Origin of the sequence: Streptomyces sp. NPDC001717 (assembly GCF_042892775.1) — a bacterium.
Taxonomy (GTDB): Bacteria; Actinomycetota; Actinomycetes; order Streptomycetales; family Streptomycetaceae; genus Streptomyces.
Window position 1 is genome coordinate 224,518 of sequence record NZ_JBIAUK010000002.1, and the last position, 14,354, is coordinate 238,871.

Sequence of the window (14,354 nt, forward strand, 5' to 3'; positions counted from 1 at the left end):
CCTCGGTGCGACCACTGCCTGCCGATTACGATGTTCTTGTCATGATCACATTGAAAGTGCTCGGCTCGTTCCGGGTCGAGGTCGAAGGCCGTCCGGCCGATGCGGGTGGCCGCCTCGCACGGATGCTCCTGGTCCAACTGCTGCTCGCCCGCGGCGCCGTCGTGCCCACGGAACGCATCATCGGGAGGCTCTGGCCGACGAACGTCCCGCCGAGCGCGCAGGCCTCCCTCCACGCGTACGTCGCACGACTGCGGCGCACCCTCGAACCGGGACGGGCGCCGCGGAGCCCCGCACGGATCCTGGTCAGCGCCCCCTACGGCTACGCCCTGGCCCTGGATCCGGCGGCGGTGGACGCGTGGGTGTTCGAGGAGCGGCTGGCGGCCTGCGCGACGGCGGGGACGCCGCCGCACCTCGCCGAAGAGCACCTGACCCGGGCGCTCGCCCTGTGGGGCGGACAGCCGTACGCGGAATTCGCGGACGAGCCGTGGACCGCCGGCGAACGCACCCGCCTGGAGGAGCTGCACCGCAGCGCTCGCGAACGGCTGGCCGCCGCGCGCCTCGCCTGCGGAAAGGCCGCACAGGCGGTCGCCGACGCCGGTGCCCTGACCACGGAGCAACCCCTGCACGAAGAGGGCTGGCGGCTGCTGGCCCTGGCGCTGTGGGCCCGTGACCGCCAGGGCGACGCCCTGGCCGCGCTGCGCAAGGCCCGGCACGTCCTCGGCGAGGAACTCGGCGTCGAGCCCGGGCACGCCCTTCTCGAACTCGAACAGGCCCTCCTGCACCAGCGTGTCGACCTGCTCCACCGGTCGACCACAGCCCCTGCCTCGGCCCCCGTATCCACGGACACGATTCCCGCCCTGCGGCCGGTGGAGCATCCGGTCACGGCCGCCGGGCCCCGAACCCCGGCCGCGCCCACGGTGCTCACGGCCGACCGGCTGCTGGGCCGCGACGCGGAACTGGCCCTGCTCGCCGCCGCGGCGGACCGGGCACGCACCGGCCGGGCCCAGGTGGTCCTGGTCTCCGGTGAGGCCGGTATCGGCAAGTCCAGCCTGCTGGAGGCCGCCCTGTTCCAACTGCCGCGACAGGGCTGGCTGGTCGGCCAGGGGCAGTGCCCGGAGACCGAGGGCGCGCCGCCCGGCCGGGCCTGGTTCGACATGCTTCCGGATCTCGCACGCACCGCCCCGCCGGGAACGTACGCCGACGAACTCGCCCCGCTCCTGGCCCCCGGTACCACGGGCACCCCGCGACAGGCGGACGGCAGCCCGGCACGGCGCTTCCGCCTGCACCGGGCCCTCCTCGGCTGGCTCCGGGACACCGCCCGGCGGCAGCCATTGGCGGTCGTCCTGGACGACCTGCACCGGGGCGACCGGGAAAGCATCGAGCTGTTCCTGCTCTGCGCCGAGCAGCTGCGCGACGTACCGCTGCTGCTGGTCGGCTCGTACCGCACCGGCGAAGGGGATCTGACCGAGGCACTGGCACGCCTGGCGCCCTGCTCTCCCGTGCGCCTGGCCCTGGGCGGACTCTCGGACACCCAGGCGAAGGCATTGCTGCGCCGCGTCGCGACCGGCATGACCGATCGGGCCGCGACGACCCTGGCCGAACGTGCCGGGGGCAACCCGTTCTACCTGCGCGAGAGTTCGCTGCTCCTGGCCAGTGAGGGCGAACAGCAGGCGCTGGACCGCGTCCCGCAGGGGGTCCAGGACGTCCTGCGGCGACGGCTGGCCCTGCTCGCGCCGACCGTGACGGCCGGATTGCGCCTGGCCGCCGTGGCCGGACGCGAGGCACCGGTCGCCCTCCTGGTCCATGCCGCGGACAGCGATGCCGATCAGCTCCTCGACGCCCTGGAGGCCGGTGTCACCGCCGGACTGCTCACCGAGCCGCGCCCGGGCACGGTCCGCTTCAGCCACGCCCTCGTACGGGACGCCCTGGAAGCCGACCTCACCCGGCTGCGGCTGGCCCGGATGCATTCCCGGCTCGGCCGAAGCCTGATCGCCCTCGGCTCCGACGACGTCGCCGCCACCGCCCACCACCTGCTGCGGGCGGCCACGGTCGTGACCTCCGACGCGGGGCCCGCCGTCCAGCACGCCCGGCTCGCCTGCGAACAGGCCGTACGCCGCTACGCGCCGCAGAACGCGGAAGACCTCCTGCACGCGGCCCTCGGCCTCCTGGTGGACCATCCCGCGGCCTTCGCCGAACACGAACCCGCCCTGTTGCAGGTGTTGCTGCTGGGCCAGCTGGTCGACTGCCGGATCCGCATGGGCGCCGTCGTACAGGCCCGCGAAGCGCAGCAGCAGGCCGTGAAGGTGGCCCGGTCGTCGGGTCGGGCCGACCTGCTGATCGCCGCCTGGACGACATGGACCGAACCGACGCCCTGGCGCGTCCGCGCGTACGCGGCGTCCGACATCGAAGCCGTCGAGGAGCTCGGAAGGCTGCTGGAGAGCGGAGGTCTGGCCGACCGCCAGAGGTGTCTGCTGCTCGACCAGCTCGCCGACGCACTCGACGACGCGGACCCCCGTGCCGTGGCCGTTGCACGGCAGGCCGTGCGGCTCGCCCGCGCGATGGGCGAGCCGCGTCTGCGGGGCCTGACGCTCACCTCGCTGCTGCGCCGGATCGACTGCGAACTCGCCCCCGACGCCTACCTGGAGCTCCACGAGGAACTGACCGAGGTGGCGGCCTCCCAGGACGGCCCCGAGTACTCCTGGATGAGTGCCTACACCGCCGCCCGCCTCGCTGCCGCCCGTAACGACCCGTCGAGGATGGAGCAGTGCCTCGTACGGGCCGACGACATCGCCCGTACCTACGGACTCCAGGGCATGTTCGCGGTGGCCAGGCTGCGCCGCCCCTTGCTCGCCTTGGCCCGGGGGCACTTCGCCGAGGCCGAGGAGGAACTGGGTTCGGCGGTGGCGGAACTGCGGGCCCGCGGAGCGGTGGACCTGAGCGGGCTGGCCGGCCTGGCCGTGGGCTGCATCCGACTGCAGCAGGGCCGGCTCGCCGAGGTCCTTCCGGTCCTGCTCGCGGTGTGGGAGCAGTACCGGCCGCACAACGAAGCGCTCACCGCGCTCGCGCTGCTCGCCGCCGGCCGCCCCGAGGAAGCGCGTGAGGTCTTCGACCAGCGCGCCCCGCTCCTGCCCGACTTCGCCTACGGCATCCTGGCCGGCCTGCGGGGCGCTGCGGCCATCGCCTTCGGCGACCGGGAAGCGGCCGACGAGGTGTACCGGGACCTGCTGCCCCTGCGGGGGCTGGCGGGCGGCGCGAGCAGCCTCAGCCTCGTCTTCCGGCCCGTCGCGCAGACCCTGGGAGACCTCGCCCGGTTCCTCGGGCGCCCCGAAGACGCCCGGCGCCACTACCTCGAAGCCGCGGAGGTGGCGGCCGCCTGGGAGTCCCCCCTCTGGGCGGAGGCCGCCCGCAGCGCCCTCGACGGGCTGGGGCCCGTCGTCGAACTCCCGTCGTAGCGCGGAACGCGTCCCCGCGGGGCAGAGGGGAGTTCGACGACAGGTCTTAGGGCCGGGGCTGGTCCGAAGGCCGTGACGGAGCGGGCTCGCCCAGCTCGGCGAGGAACTGCGCGGCCAGGTCGAGGAAGTGCTCGGGCGAGTCGGTCGTCAGCTGGAGGTCCACGAGCACCTCGTCGGTCTCCGCTGTGCACATCGCCCTGAGGTGGTCGCAGATCTGGCGCACCGTCCCGCGCTGATGGGTCTCCCCGGACGCGGCCTCCGTCGCGGTGACCTCGGGATTCACGCGGAACACCCGGCGCAAAGCCGCCGGGTCGCGGCCCGCCCGCTCGGCGGCCTCGACGGCCACCGCCCACAGACCGTGGAAGAAGGGCAGCGGCATGGACGCCCCGAGCCATCCGTCGCCACGCCGGCCGACCCGCTCCAGAGCGGCCGCGGTGAAACCGCCCAGCAGGATGGGCGGCCTCGGCCTCTGACGCGGTTTGGGCAGCACGGTCGATTCGGCGATCCTCCACAGGGCGCCGGTGTGCACGACCGTCCCGGGCCTCCACGCGGCCTCCAGGACGTCGAGGGTCTCCTCCAGCCGGGCACCGCGCCCCCGCCACGGCACCCCGGTGGCCTCGTACTCCTCGTGCATCCAGCCGAGGCCGAGGCCCACGTCCAGACGTCCGCGGCTGATCAGATCGAGGGTCGTCAGGGCCCGGGCGAGCACGAGGGGCGGCTGCCACAGGGCGTTGAGCGTGCTGCTGCCCAGGCGTACCCGCTCGGTCGCCGAAGCCGCCATGGCCAGCGCGAGCAGCGGGTCGAGATGGGTGCCGTACCGCACGGGCATCGGCTTCCCGCCCGCGTACCCGTCGGGCGGGACGACCGGCGCCAGGAGCCGGTCGGCCACCCAGAGGCTGTCGCAGCCGAGTACTTCCATGGCCGAACACATCTCGGCCGAGCGATGAGGGTCGGCGAACGGGCCGAACTGAGGGACGGAGAATCCGATGCGCATCGGTGAGGACTCCTCGATCGGTACGGGACGGGCGAGGCAGCCGGGGCGCCTGCCCGGGCGGCCGGGCCGCACTTCATGCGCCGGCGCGCCGGCCGCGGATCCGCCGGGTCTCACGGCGGTACTGGCGTTGCCCGAGCAGCTTCCACAGCACCCGCGCGGGGACCGGAAGCCGGGTGAGGAACTCCCGGCGCTCCTCGGGCGAGCTGTCCTCCAGGATGGCGCCCAGGGCGATCATCAGCCGGTCACGGGGCGTTTCGGCGAGCCCCCGCTCCCCGACCGCGCGCCACTGCTCCTCGGTCACGTGGAGCGAGACCAGCGGCATGACCTCCCGCTCCTCCTCGTCGAGATGGGCGCACAGCTGCCGGTGGTGCCTGCGCAAGGCCTCGGCCAGCTCGTCCCGGTCCTCGGCCAGAGCCCGTGCCTGCCACCGGTCCATCAACACCCGGACCTCACGGATCCCGTCGGTGAGTTCGCGATGCTGCGCCTCCATCGCCAGCACCTGCTCGGCATCGAGATCCAGGTGGGGCAGGAGCGCGGGCCAGAGCATCTCGTCCTCACCGGTGTGGTGGGCGTGCAGCCCGATGGTGTAGAGCCGCCAGTGCTCGGCAAGGATCCGGGCGCGTGCCGTGTCGGCGGGCTGGACCTCCTGGACGAGTTCGGCCAGCAGCCGCGACTCGCGGCGGAACACCTGGTGGATCATCGCCATCTCGCGGGTGTAGGCGTGGGCAGGGGAGTCTGAAACCTTGTTCGTGGTCATGTGTCCCAGTCTTCGGAGGCCGATTGCAGGGCACTTGCAACCGACTTGCCGCTTCCTGCCCCCTGGTCCCGGAGCCGGAGACCGACTGCCTGACCGCCCCGGCGTTGTCCGTGCCCACGCCCGTCCGCCTCGCACGCTCCCGCTACTGATGTGGTCCGCACCCGGTATTGACGGTTCAGCGGGCGAGGGAGACGGCGAAGGGCTTGAAGCCGTGTCTGCGCAGGATGTGGGGAACCATGAGGATCATGGCCTCGGTGGCGCGGGCCGTGGTGATGCCGCCGAGGTCTTCCATCCATGCGGGCTGCCAGCCCAGGTCGCCGAGCAGGCGGGTGACGGTCTTCTTCGCGTTGTGGTCATCGCCCGAGAGGTAGGCGGTCGGTGGGGTGGTCAGGGTTTCGGGAGCAGTCATGACCGTGAAGAGCATGGTGTTGAGGGTCTTGACCACATGGGTGTCGGGGAGGGTGGTCTGGAGTTGCTCGGCGAGGCTGCTGCCGGGGTAGCACAGGTCGCCGGGCAGGCCGTCATGAGCGTCGTGGGTGGCGTTGGAGACGTCGACGAGGAGTTTTCCGGAGAGCTCGGAGCGCAGTGCGGCCAGGCGGGCCAGGGATGTGTTGCCGGGCGTCGCGTTGATCACGATGTCCGCGGTGCGTGCGGTGGTGCGCTGGTCGGCGAAGGCAATGTGCGGGGCGGTGCCGTCGGCAAGGCCCGTGGTCTGTTCCGGGTTCCGGACACCGAGGGTGACATGGTGTCCGGCTGCGGAGAGTTTGCCGGCGAGGTTGGTCCCGACGCGGCCGGCGCCGAGAATGCCGATGCTGGTCATGAGGTGTCGTTCCTTGTGGTGTGGTGTGGTGTGGGTGATGGGGTCGGGGGTGCCCGGTCAGGCCATCGGCGACAGGACTTCGAGGCCGGCGGTGTGGATTCCGGGGGCGGCGGCCAGGAAGTCGCGGCTGCCCGTGTTCCAGGGCTCACCCGCCAGGTCTGTGACGGTGCCTCCGGCCTCGGAGACCAGCAGCGCACCGGCGACCAGACCGGAGCGAACGTCGGAGAACTGCCAGAAGGCGTCGGTGCGTCCGGCGGCGACGTGGATGAGCTGCATCGTGGCGGGAACGGACACGCGCACGACCAGGCCGTTGACGAGCATGGCGGTGACCGAGTCGCCGATCCGTCGCAAGGTGCGCTCGTCCTCGCCGGGCCTGGCCTGACCGGTGCCGACGAGCGCGGCGCCCAGGTCTGTCTTGGCGGACACCTTCAGGGGTCGGCCGTCCAGGTGGGCGCCGCCGCCGGCGACGGCGGTGTAGGTGTCGCCGGTCAGCGGCAGGTGGACGACGGTGAGCACCGGCTGGTTGTCGCGGACCAGGGTGGCGGTGACGGCCCAGTCCTCCATGCCGTGAACGTGGTTGATGTTGCCCTCGGCGGGGTCGACGACCCACCACTCCCCCGACGGGAGCGCACCGCCGGCCAGTTCGTCCTCGGCCCACCGCGATCCCCGCCGGGCCCGCAGCAGCGGCTCGCGCAGCACGTCCAGTACCGCTTCGTCGTTGGCGTGGATCTCGGCGACGACCTCGTCCAGACTCACGCCGCGGGCGTGCGAGGTGTGGCGGGCGCGCAGGGTCAGGCCCGCGGTCTTGACCGCGGCGGTCACCTCGGACAGGAGCGTCGTGTCGGCGGCGAAGGGCATGGCTGTGCTCATGGCGGACTCCCTGGGTTCGATGTGTGCGGGCGGCTTGTCCCGCCCCGCACTTCGAAGGTAGGTCTCCCGATCATTAACAACAAGTGCATGCTGTGCAGTTGTAGATTTACCGGCATGCAACTGGACCTGAACCTGCTCACGGCCCTGGACGCGCTGCTCGAAGAGGGCAGCGTGGCCGGTGCCGCAGCACGCCTCCATGTCACCTCACCGGCGATGAGCCGCTCCCTGGGGCGGATCCGCAAGGCCACCGGCGACCAGATCCTGGTCCGCACCGGCCGCAGCATGGTCCCCACCACCCGCGCACTGGCCATGCGCGCCCAGGTCCACGCCCTCGTGCAGCAGGCCCACCACCTCCTGACCACGCAGCAGGAACTCGACCTGGCAGCTCTGGACCGGGTGTTCACCGTGCGCTGGCACGACGCCCTGACCGCCGCGTGCGGCACCGCCCTGATCACCGCCGTCCACCGTCAGGCTCCCGGCGTCAGGCTGCGACTGCCGGCCGAACCCGGGACGGACGACGCCGAGCTGCGCCGGGGTGAGGTCGACCTCGAGTCCAGCTCCGGGACCCCGACGCTCCCCGACATCCGCCACCGCCGCGTCGGAAGCGACCGGCTGGTCGTGGCCGTCCGCCCGGGGCACCCCCTCGCCGAAGGCCCGCTGAGCATCGAACGCTACGCAGCCGCCGAACACCTCACCGTTTCGCGGCGCGGAAGCCTGCGCGGCCCGATCGACGACGCCCTGACCACCCACGGCCTGGAGCGACGCGTCGCCGCCGCCGGGCCCACCACCGCCTTCGCGCTGCGACTCGCCCTCGACACCGACCTGGTCGCGACCGTCCCCGACGCGGTCACCCGCGCGGCCCGGGAACAACTCGGCCTGGTCACGCTTCCACTGCCACTTCCGCTACCCGAGGTCCCCCTGTACCTGCTGTGGCACCAGCGCTACGACGACGACCGCGCCCACACCTGGCTACGAGACCTGGCCACCGAAACCGTCCAGGCACTCTTCGCACCACCGACCACCTCCCGACAGTCCCCCACCAGCCAGACCGGGCACTGAGGGACCTGCCGGGCGCGGGCGCCCTTCACCCCACGCGGCGTGACCCGGAACGGCGGGGACGGCGCCGGCCCACGGGCTCCTCGGGGGCGGCCTGCGGGGACGAGAACCCGCCCGGGACTGCCGACCGGGCTGCCGGCGGCACGGCCGCGGAGGCCGGTGCCGCACCTGCTCGGGCCGGACTCTGTGCTCGCGCGAGGATGGAGATGTGGGGGATCTGCGAGGCGCAGGTCTGGCACGTCTCGGCCAGGGTCCAGACCTGTCCCACGGCCGGGTTGTGGACGAGGACGAGGAGCGTGGGTCCGCCGCACTGGACGCCGGTCTCGTGGTAGACGCACTGTGCGGCGTGGCAGGAACAGGCGGCGTTGGGGCGGACGGCGGCGAGCCGGGCGTGGGCCCTGATGTGTTCGGCGGCGAAGCGCCGCAGGGCCATGGTGTCCTTGGACCGTGCCGGCATGCGGCAGGCCTCGGTACTGCAGGTCACGGAGACGGTGTGATCGGCATGGCCGGAGAGCCGGACGGTCCAGGTCCGTCCGGGCACGCGCGATCCGGGCATGAGGGTCAAGTCGAGATTCCCGTCGTCGTTGTTCCGATGGCTCTCACGCGCTGCTGCGGTTGCAGAAGTCGGCGTGAGGCGAAGGGTTCGCCACGCGCCGGAGGCGGCGCGGTGGGAGCAGGGACAGTCCCGCGCTCCGGCCGGCTGGCCTCGGGCGAGCGGAGTGTCAGATGGCCTTTTTCGCACGAAGCGGACCGTGGTGTCAACGACTCGGCAGCCCCCACCTCGGACATCGACCGGCCGCACCACCACGACCGGGAAGAGCAGCGTCGCGTGGGCACCGATGGCTGCGCGTGCGTCCCGTGCAGTCCTCGGGCGGATGGGCTTCCTGGGCAGGGGCCGGCCCTGCGGCGTCGGAGGGTTGATGCCGCATTGACTCATGCCCCCTACAAGGGAGAGTTACGACCATGTCCGCATTTGGCAAAACAGACAGTTTGTGGCGATTTTGAGAGTGACTTCGGGGCCAGAGCGCGGCCTCCTCCATCGTCATCGGCGGCGTCGAGAACGCCGAGCACGAGCGCGGCCAGCGCGCCCTGAACCGTGAGTGGGTCGAGGTGAAGAACACCGGCCGCCACAGCGTCAACCTGCGCGGATTCACCCTCACCGACCGCGACCGCAACCGCAACCGCAACCGCTACCAGGACTTCCGCCTCGACGGCCACTCCAGCGTCAAGGTCCACACCGGCATTTCATCAACCACACCCTCGGTCCACGTCCCGCGGGATCGATGTCACGACACCCGCCACGCTCTCGCAGAGTGCACCGGCGTTCACGTTCACCCGTATTCCACGGCTGCGTCCAGCAGCCAGTCCGTCAGGTACCCGGCGAACGAGGACCGCACCAGCACCCAGAAGCCGGCCCTGGGTTCATCGCGGGCCACCAGGATGACCTGGGTGCGGGCCAGCGTCGTCTGGGCGCAGCGGCCGGGGCCGAAGGCGCGCGGGTGCAGGTCCAACGGGCAGCCGTGGGACAGCAGGTCGCGGGCGCGCGGTCCACTGACCAGGAGGGTGGTGCGCTGGGCGGAGACGTCGGTCACGGAGACGGGCTCGTCCCCCACAGCCGAGCGGATCCGGCTCTCCAGGTCCCGCTGGGTGCCGGGGCGGCCCACCACCAGCCATTCGTCGGGGCCGAGCCACACCGCGGTCGAGTCTCCCGCGCGCACGGCGGTGCCGGGTTCCAGGGGTAGTTGGAGTCCCAGGGCGACTCCGACGGCGTCCGCCGCCGGGCCCTTGGCGTCGAGGCGGACGTTCATCTGGGCCAGGAAGGGGACTTCGGCCAGACGGACCGCGCCCCGAGAGGCGCGCCCCGTGGCGGCCAGGCGGTCGGCGGCAAGGGCAAGGGGGCTGCGTTGCCGTGCGGTCAGGGCGGTGTCAGCCATCGCGGCGGGCTCCCTCGGGGTCGTAGAGGACGGGGTTCGCGACCGTCACCGGGATCAACCGGTCGCGGACGGGTGCGTAGAGACGTTCGCCGATGCGGTCCCGGCCCCCCTTGATCAGGGCGAGCGCGAAGGTCCGGCCGAGCGCGGCGCTGCGGTAGCTGGAGGTGACGTGACCGAGCATCGGGACGGGCGGGGCGGGCAGTTCCGCGTCGGCGACCAGGTGGGTGCCCTCGGGGAGGAAGAAGCCCGGGTCTTCGGGGAGGAGACAGACGAGGTGCTTGCGGTCGGGACGGACCGTGTCGGTACGGGCGTGGGAGCGCTTGCCGATGAAGTCGGGCTTCTTCTTCGACACCGCCCAGCCCATGCCGAGGTCGTGCGGGGTGACCGTGCCGTCCGTGTCCTGCCCGATGATCGGGTAGCCCTTCTCGGCGCGCAGGACGTGCATGGTCTCGGTGCCGTACGGAGTGATGCCGTACGGGGCGCCGGCCTCGTACAGCTCTTCCCACAGGGCGAGGGCGTCCCAGGGCGACACGTTGATCTCGTAGGCGAGTTCGCCGGAGAAGCTGATCCGGCACACGCGCGCCTCGATCCCGGCGACTTCCGTGTCCCGCCAGGACATGAACGGGAAGTCGTCGTTCGTCACGGCCAGTTGGGGCGCCATCGAGCCGAGGAGCTCGCGGGAACGCGGGCCGACCAGGGCCACGGTGGCCCACTGCTCGGTGACCGAGGTGCAGTGGACCCGCAGTTCGGGCCACTCGGTCTGCAGCCACTCCTCCATCCAGTCCAGGACCGCCGCGGCATTTCCGGTCGTGGTGGTGATCAGGAACCGGTCCCGCGCGAGCCGGATCACCGTGCCGTCGTCGAAGACCATCCCGTCGAGCCGGCACATGACGCCGTAGCGGATCATGCCGACCTTCAGGGTGCTCATCATGTTGGTGTAGAGCCTGTCGAGGAACAGCCCGGAGTCCGGACCCTGCACATCGATCTTTCCGAGGGTGGAGGCGTCCATGAAGGCCACGCTCTCGCGGGCGGCTCGGCACTCGCGCAGCACGGCGGTTTCCATGTCCTCGCCGTCCTGGGGGTAGTACCAGGGCCGCTTCCACTGGCCGACGTTCTCGAAGAGTGCGCCGTGCTCGGCATGCCATGGGTGCAGGGCGGTCGTGCGGACCGGGTCGTGCAGCGCGCCGCGGTGACGGCCGGCGAGGGTGGCGAAGGAGACGGGGGCGTACGGCGGCCGGAACGTGGGAAGGCCGAGCGCCGAGATGTCCACGCCGAGGAGTTCGGCCACGACCCCGCTCGCCAGGACGCCGGCCGTCTTGCCCTGGTCGTTGGCGGTCCCCGCCGTGGTGTAGCGCTTGGTGTGCTCCACCGAGCGCAGGCCCGCTCCTGTGGCCCGTGCCAGGTCGTCGACCGTGACGTCGCGCTGGAGGTCGACGAACCGAGGGGTGCCGGTGGGGGCGGGGACGGTGAAGACCTGCATGGGCGGGGTGTGTGGTTGGGGGGCCACCCCCGGGAGGGCGGGCGCCCCGGCGGTGTATCCCTCCGCCTCGACCGCGCGGGCGCCTGCGGCCGCGCCCTGCGCGAGGGCCGTGGCGAGGTCGAAGGCCCCGTTGGCGCTGCCCGCGGCCTCGACCGCCTGTCGGCAGCCGGCGGGAACGAACGTGCCGAGCACCTCGTCGTGGCGGAGCTTGCCGCCCGCCTGGCTGTACAGGTGCGCGACCGGGTTCCAGCCCCCGGAGACCAGGAGGAGATCGGCTGCGTACTCCCGCTGCTCCACGGACTGCCCGTACGGAGCGACGGTCACCGCGGTGAGGCGGGCGTGGCCTTGCGTACCGGTGACCGCGTGCCCGGCGAGCACCTCGATCCCGGCGGACCGGGCACGCTCGGCCCACTCCCCCGGCTCGGGCCGGGTGTCGACGATCACCGCGATGTCCACTCCCGCCGCCGCGAGGTCGAGTGCGGCGCCGTAGGCGCTGTCGTTGGTGGTGAACACGACCGCGTGCCGGCCTGGCAGCACGGCGTACCGGTGGAGGTACGTCCGGGCCGAGGCGGCAAGCATCACGCCGGGGCGGTCGTTGTCGCCGAACGCGAGCGAACGCTCGTGCGCGCCGGTCGCGAGGACCACGCGCCGGGCACGGATCCTCCAGACGCGCTCACGGGACACGTGCTCCGGGGCCTGGGCGCCGAGGTGGTTGGTACGGCGCTCGACGGCGAGGACGTGGTTGTCGTCGTAATGGCCGAAGACCGTGGTGCGGCGCAGGACACGGACCTCGGGGGCGGCCGCTTCGAGCCGGGCGCGCGTCGCTTCGACCCAGTCCAGGTGTTCGCCGGTGCCGAGCAGGCTGCCGCCGGGTTCCGGCTGGTCGTCGGCGAGGATGACGCGTGCACCGCTCTCGGCCGCCACGGCCGCAGCTGCCAGGCCGGCAGGGCCCGCGCCGACGACGAGTACGTCGCAGTGGGCGTGGACGGCGTCGTAGCGGGCGGGGTCGGGTTCGGTGGCGAGGCGTCCCCGGCCCGGGAGACTGCCTGCGACCAGGCCGTCGTACAGCTCGACGGTCGTGGCGGGGAGCATGGGTTCGGGGAAGGGGGCCTCGATCTGGACGACCGCGTTGGGTTCCTCCACGCCGGCCGTGAAGATGCCCCTCGGGCGGCCCAGTGTGATGCTGGTGGCCGTCTGGACGACGCCGTTGGCAAGGAGCGCGGAGGCGAGGGTGTCGCCCCGGTAACCCTCGTACCGCACGCCGTCGAAGGTGAAGCCGAGTCGCTCGCCGCGGTTGACCCGGCCGCCTCCCGACAGTCGGAGTGCCTGACCGGGGTCGCCCGGCGGGGGGAACGGCGGCGCCGTCGGCGGCCGCGGGCCGGTGGTCGTACGTCGCCGTTCGGGTTCGTCCTCCGACCCAGCAGGTGCGGGTGGCTCCGGAGGGGCCGGCCTCGGCTCCACGGGGGCCGGACGCTCCTCCCCCACCTGGTACGCGGCCAGGATCTCGTTCGTCGAGGTGTCCCGCACGGCGTTGAACCATCTGCGGCAGCCCGCCGCGTGGCTCCAGCGCTCGGCGAAGGGGCCCTTGGGGTTGTCGCGGAAGAACAGGTACCGCGCCCACTCCGCGTCGGTGAGGGCGGCGGGGTCCTCGGGGTAGGGCACGTGCGCCTGGCCGCCGTAGTGGAACTCGGCCTCGTCACGGGGCCCGCACCACGGGCAGGGGATGAGCAGCATGGTTCGGCTCCCTAGTGGGCCACCGCGGCCGCGCCGTGCTCGTCGACGAGCGCGCCGGTGGTGAAGCGGTCGAGCGAGAAGGGGGCGTTCAGGGCGTGGGGGGCGTCGTGGGCGATGGTGTGGGCGTAGACCCAGCCGACACCGGGGGTGGCCTTGAAACCACCGGTCCCCCAGCCGCAGTTGAGGTAGAGGTTGTCCACCGGGGTGAGGCCGATGACGGGCGAGGCGTCCGGGGAGACGTCGACGATGCCGCCCCAGGTGCGCAGCACGTGGGCGCGGGCGAAGACGGGGAAGAGTTCCAGGGCGGCGGACATCTGCTCTTCGATGATGTGGAAGGCGCCGCGCTGGGTGTAGGAGTTGTACGCGTCGATGCCCGCGCCCATCACCAACTCGCCCTTGTGTGCCTGACTGACGTAGACGTGGACGGCGTTGGACATGACGACCGTGGGGTGGACCGGTTCCAGGAGTTCGGAGACCAGCGCCTGCAACGGGTGGCTCTGGAGCGGGAGTTCGATGCCCGCCATGGCGGCGAGGACGGAGGTGTGACCGGCCGAGCACAGGGCGACCTTGCCCGCGGCGATCGGGCCCCGCGTGGTCCGGACGCCGACCACCCGACCGCCTGCCACGTCCAGCCCCGTGACCTCGCAGTTCTGGATGATGTCGATGCCCGCCGTGTCCGCGGAGCGGGCGAAGCCCCAGGCCACGTAGTCGTGCTTGGCGATGCCGGCGCGCGGCTGGTAGGTGCCGCCGAGGACGGGATGGCGCACGTCGGGAGAGGTGTTGACGATCGGGCAGACCTCTTTGACCTGCTCGGCGTCGAGCCACTCCGCATCGACGCCGCTCAGCCGGTTGGCCTCGACACGGCGCACGCTGTCGCGGACGTCCTGCAGGCTGTGGGCGAGGTTCAGCACTCCGCGCTGGGAGAAGAGGATCGGGTAGTCGAGCTCCTCCTCCAGCCCCTCCCACAGTTTCAGCGCGTGCTCGTAGATGCCGGCGCTCTCGTCCCACAGGTAGTTCGAGCGGATGATCGTGGTGTTGCGGGCCGTGTTGCCGCCGGCCAGCCAGCCCTTCTCCAGGACGGCGACGTTGGTGATGCCGTGGTTCTTCGCCAGGTAGTGGGCGGTGGCGAGGCCGTGTCCGCCGCCACCCACGATCACCACGTCGTACGACCGCTTCGGCTCGGGATTGCGCCAGAGCCGGTCGGGGTGGTCGGGCAGGCCGGCGCCGGGGGTGCTCGGGCTCATGGACGTCTCCGCC

General features: G+C 72.3%; 11 protein-coding genes. 2 read left to right on the top strand and 9 right to left on the bottom strand.

The window, feature by feature from the left end; genetic code table 11:
• The first annotated feature begins 41 nt into the window (after window positions 1-41).
• Entirely contained in the window at window positions 42-3,452 is a 3,411-nt protein-coding gene (locus ACFYZL_RS05580; RefSeq protein ID WP_388676313.1) for a BTAD domain-containing putative transcriptional regulator, read from the top strand.
• 46 nt (window positions 3,453-3,498) lie between these two features.
• Here the strand turns inward: ACFYZL_RS05580 and ACFYZL_RS05585 are convergent, their stop codons facing one another.
• The 4 genes from ACFYZL_RS05585 to ACFYZL_RS05600 all read right to left on the bottom strand — a co-directional run bounded on the left by ACFYZL_RS05585 (window position 3,499) and on the right by ACFYZL_RS05600 (window position 6,893).
• Complete coding sequence (locus ACFYZL_RS05585; RefSeq protein ID WP_384742523.1) at window positions 3,499-4,446, bottom strand: TIGR03619 family F420-dependent LLM class oxidoreductase; 948 nt, start codon at window positions 4,444-4,446, stop codon at window positions 3,499-3,501.
• 73 nt (window positions 4,447-4,519) lie between these two features.
• On the bottom strand, window positions 4,520-5,203 hold the full coding sequence (locus tag ACFYZL_RS05590) for a hemerythrin domain-containing protein (RefSeq protein WP_384742521.1): 684 nt from the start codon (window positions 5,201-5,203) through the stop codon (window positions 4,520-4,522).
• 175 nt (window positions 5,204-5,378) lie between these two features.
• Window positions 5,379-6,023: an NADPH-dependent F420 reductase gene (locus tag ACFYZL_RS05595; RefSeq protein WP_384742518.1), complete on the bottom strand. Its 645-nt coding sequence runs from the start codon at window positions 6,021-6,023 to the stop codon at window positions 5,379-5,381.
• 57 nt (window positions 6,024-6,080) lie between these two features.
• Window positions 6,081-6,893, bottom strand: coding sequence for an inositol monophosphatase family protein (locus tag ACFYZL_RS05600; RefSeq protein WP_384742516.1), 813 nt, complete (start codon window positions 6,891-6,893; stop codon window positions 6,081-6,083).
• Between the two features lie 114 nt (window positions 6,894-7,007).
• Between ACFYZL_RS05600 and ACFYZL_RS05605 the strand changes: the two genes are divergently transcribed.
• Window positions 7,008-7,952: a LysR family transcriptional regulator gene (locus tag ACFYZL_RS05605; protein WP_384742513.1), complete on the top strand. Its 945-nt coding sequence runs from the start codon at window positions 7,008-7,010 to the stop codon at window positions 7,950-7,952.
• 25 nt (window positions 7,953-7,977) lie between these two features.
• Here the strand turns inward: ACFYZL_RS05605 and ACFYZL_RS05610 are convergent, their stop codons facing one another.
• From ACFYZL_RS05610 to ACFYZL_RS05630, 5 genes are all read right to left on the bottom strand, one after another.
• Window positions 7,978-8,433, bottom strand: a complete 456-nt coding sequence (locus tag ACFYZL_RS05610; protein WP_384742510.1) for a hypothetical protein — start codon at window positions 8,431-8,433, stop codon at window positions 7,978-7,980.
• Window positions 8,434-8,891: 458 nt separating this feature from the next.
• Window positions 8,892-9,185, bottom strand: coding sequence for a hypothetical protein (locus tag ACFYZL_RS05615; protein ID WP_388676323.1), 294 nt, complete (start codon window positions 9,183-9,185; stop codon window positions 8,892-8,894).
• 95 nt (window positions 9,186-9,280) lie between these two features.
• On the bottom strand, window positions 9,281-9,883 hold the full coding sequence (locus ACFYZL_RS05620; protein WP_384742504.1) for a sarcosine oxidase subunit gamma: 603 nt from the start codon (window positions 9,881-9,883) through the stop codon (window positions 9,281-9,283).
• Window positions 9,876-13,097 carry a sarcosine oxidase subunit delta family protein gene (locus ACFYZL_RS05625; protein ID WP_388676327.1) on the bottom strand — a complete coding sequence of 1,074 codons (3,222 nt, stop codon included), beginning with the start codon at window positions 13,095-13,097 and terminating at the stop codon, window positions 9,876-9,878. The genes ACFYZL_RS05620 and ACFYZL_RS05625 overlap by 8 nt, the downstream gene beginning before the upstream one ends.
• 11 nt (window positions 13,098-13,108) lie before the next feature.
• A complete protein-coding gene (locus ACFYZL_RS05630) occupies window positions 13,109-14,341 on the bottom strand; it encodes a sarcosine oxidase subunit beta family protein (RefSeq protein ID WP_384742499.1) in 1,233 nt (410 codons plus the stop codon).
• Window positions 14,342-14,354 lie beyond the last annotated feature (13 nt).

Bases quoted from the DNA above. Each gene is read 5' to 3' on its own strand.
- ACFYZL_RS05580 (WP_388676313.1), top strand. From the start codon at position 42: ATGATCACATTGAAAGTGCTCGGCTCGTTCCGGGTCGAGGTCGAAGGC.
- ACFYZL_RS05585 (WP_384742523.1), bottom strand. From the start codon at position 4,446: ATGCGCATCGGATTCTCCGTCCCTCAGTTCGGCCCGTTCGCCGACCCT.
- ACFYZL_RS05590 (WP_384742521.1), bottom strand. From the start codon at position 5,203: ATGACCACGAACAAGGTTTCAGACTCCCCTGCCCACGCCTACACCCGC.
- ACFYZL_RS05595 (WP_384742518.1), bottom strand. From the start codon at position 6,023: ATGACCAGCATCGGCATTCTCGGCGCCGGCCGCGTCGGGACCAACCTC.
- ACFYZL_RS05600 (WP_384742516.1), bottom strand. From the start codon at position 6,893: ATGAGCACAGCCATGCCCTTCGCCGCCGACACGACGCTCCTGTCCGAG.
- ACFYZL_RS05605 (WP_384742513.1), top strand. From the start codon at position 7,008: ATGCAACTGGACCTGAACCTGCTCACGGCCCTGGACGCGCTGCTCGAA.
- ACFYZL_RS05620 (WP_384742504.1), bottom strand. From the start codon at position 9,883: ATGGCTGACACCGCCCTGACCGCACGGCAACGCAGCCCCCTTGCCCTT.
- ACFYZL_RS05625 (WP_388676327.1), bottom strand. From the start codon at position 13,097: ATGCTGCTCATCCCCTGCCCGTGGTGCGGGCCCCGTGACGAGGCCGAG.
- ACFYZL_RS05630 (WP_384742499.1), bottom strand. From the start codon at position 14,341: ATGAGCCCGAGCACCCCCGGCGCCGGCCTGCCCGACCACCCCGACCGG.